General features: G+C 66.2%; 3 protein-coding genes. All 3 read left to right on the forward strand.

The features are described 5' to 3' along the window. The first annotated feature begins 84 nt into the window (after positions 1-84). The 3 genes from B9A23_RS21970 to B9A23_RS21980 are packed head-to-tail and all read left to right on the forward strand — an operon-like array spanning position 85 to position 2,463. Positions 85-540, forward strand: a complete 456-nt coding sequence (locus B9A23_RS21970) for an IS66-like element accessory protein TnpA (protein WP_084281529.1) — start codon at positions 85-87, stop codon at positions 538-540. 26 nt (positions 541-566) lie between these two features. Next, positions 567-893 (forward strand): IS66 family insertion sequence element accessory protein TnpB, encoded by a 327-nt coding sequence (gene tnpB / locus B9A23_RS21975; protein ID WP_205525234.1) that lies wholly within the window; start codon positions 567-569, stop codon positions 891-893. A 31-nt stretch (positions 894-924) separates the two neighbouring features. Further along, on the forward strand, positions 925-2,463 hold the full coding sequence (locus B9A23_RS21980) for an IS66 family transposase (protein WP_084281531.1): 1,539 nt from the start codon (positions 925-927) through the stop codon (positions 2,461-2,463). Positions 2,464-2,476: the final 13 nt, after the last annotated feature.

A 2,476-nucleotide genomic window follows, 5' to 3' on the forward strand; every position in this document is an offset into this window, starting at 1 on the left:
GTAAGCGATGTCCTGAGCCCACCTTGCGCGGGTGATACGGAGCGCCGAGTGTCCGCGCCCTGATTGTCGAGGGGCGCTGGTGCTATGACGATGTCATGTGATGATGCTGGTAGCAGCGGTGTGCGGCGCTTCGAGGTTTTCACCGGCGCTGGAAAGCGGCGGGACTGGCCGCCGGAGGTGAAGGCCTCGATCGTTGCGGAGAGCTATTCCGGCAAGCAGAGCGTGAGCGCAGTGGCCCGTCGTCATGGCATGTCGGCATCCCAGCTCTTCACGTGGCGTCGTTTGCTCCGCAAGGAGATGGAGGGGCGCGGTATCGCGCTGCCTGCCCCGTCTCGCGAGACTCCCATGTTCGTTCCGGCGGTTCTCGAGGAGCAAGAGCCATCGCCTTCGATTGTGGCGAGCAAGCCGGCATCGCGGCGCAGGAGCGCCAGGGCTGGCGCGATCGAGGTCGAGGTAGCGGGTGCGCTGGTCAGGATCGGCAGCAGTGCCGATCCCGATACGATATCCGCTGTGATCACCGCCCTTCGAGCTTCGCGATGATCGGCCCAGCGCCTGGCGCCAAGGTGATGGTGGCGACGAAGCCCGTGGACTTCAGGAAGGGAGCGGACTCGCTCGCGGCGCTGGTGGCGGCCGAGTATGGCGGCAAGCCGTATTCCGGCGTGATCTATGTGTTCCGCGCCAAGCGCGCGGACCGGATCAAGCTCATCTGGTGGGACGGAACAGGCCTCTGCCTGATGGCCAAGAGGCTGGAGCAAGGCAGCTTCCGATGGCCCCGGATCCAGGAAGGCGTGATGCGCCTCACAGCCGCCCAACTGGGTGCTTTGCTGGAGGGGCTGGACTGGCGCCGCGTGCACGGCGGGCGCCGTCCTATCGCGCCCCGGATTGCCGCTTGACGGGGTAGGCGCAGACTGATTCAACCTACACATGCTGATGGAAGCGGACCTTCCCGATGACGTTGATGCGCTGCGCGCGCTCGTCCTCGAGCAGGCTCGCACACTGGCCGATCTCACCGATGCCAAGAGCAAGGCAGATGCTCGGATCGAGCGGCTGCAGGCGATCCTCGAGGCCTTCCAGCGGCATCGGTTCGGCCGCAAGTCCGAGCAGCTCGATCCCGATCAGTTCGAGCTTGCGCTTGAGGATATCGAGACGGCACTCGGCAGCGTGCATGCCGCAACTGATGCCGCGCTGCCCAAGGCCAGGGGCGAACGCCCCCGCAAGACCAACCGCGGATCGTTGCCCGCCCATCTTGAGCGGATCGAGCAGATCATCGATGTCGAGGAGAAGGCCTGCCCCTGCTGCGGCGGCGCGCTCCACCAGATCGGTGAGGATGTGGCCGAACGCCTCGATGTCGTTCCCACCACCTTCCGCGTGCTGGTCACCCGGCGCCCGCGCTATGGCTGCCGCTCGTGCGAGAGCACGGTCGTCCAGGCTCCGGCACCGGCACGGATCGTCGAAGGCGGCATCCCCACCGAAGCGCTGATCGCGCAGGTGCTCGTGTCCAAGTATGCCGATCACCTGCCGCTCTACCGTCAGGCGCAGATCTATGCCCGGCAGAGTATCCAGCTGGATCGCTCGACCCTTGCCGACTGGGTCGGAAGGGCGGCCTGGTATCTGCGTCCCTTGCGCGATCATATCCTCGAGAGACTGCGACGATCCGAGCGATTGTTCGCCGACGAGACCCCCGCGCCCGTGCTCGAGCCGGGGCGCAAGAAGACCAAGACCGGTCAGATCTGGGCCTATGCCTGCGATGATCGGCCATGGGGGGGCAGTGATCCGCCGATGGTCGCCTATGTCTACGCCGGTGATCGCAAGACCGAGCGACCCGAAGCGCACCTGCACGGCTTTGCCGGCATCCTGCAGGTCGACGGCTATGGTGCCTATGCCGCGCTTGCCCGGCGTCATCAGCAGATCCGCCTCGCGTTCTGCTGGGCGCACGTGCGCCGCAAGTTCTACGAGCTGGCCGAGAGCTCGCCGGTAGCAGCCGACGTGCTGCGCCGCATTGCCTCGCTCTACGCTATCGAGGACGAGATCCGCGGCCTATCCGCTGACGAGCGCCGCGACGCCCGCGACCAGCGCAGCCGCCCGATCGTCGACGACCTCTACAGGTTCCTCGAAGCACGCGGCCGGCAGGTCAGCGCCAAGAGCCGCCTTGGAGAGGCGATCCGCTATACGCTGCCCCGCTGGGACGGGCTCATCCGCTTCCTCGATGATGGGCGCATCGATCTCGACAACAACGCCGTCGAGCGCGCCATCCGCCCGCTAGCTCTCAACCGCAAGAACGCCCTGTTCGCTGGCTCCGACGAGGGCGGCGACAACTGGGCGGTGATCGCCACGCTCATCGAGAACTGCAAGCTCACAGGCATCAACCCGCACACATGGCTGACCTCGACGCTCACCAGTCTCGCCAATGGCCACCCCGCATCGCGGATCGACGAGCTCCTGCCGCACGCCCACGTGGGCTGAAAACAGCGCTTAC

The organism is Novosphingobium sp. B1, from assembly GCF_900176395.1.
GTDB lineage: Bacteria > Pseudomonadota > Alphaproteobacteria > Sphingomonadales > Sphingomonadaceae > Novosphingobium.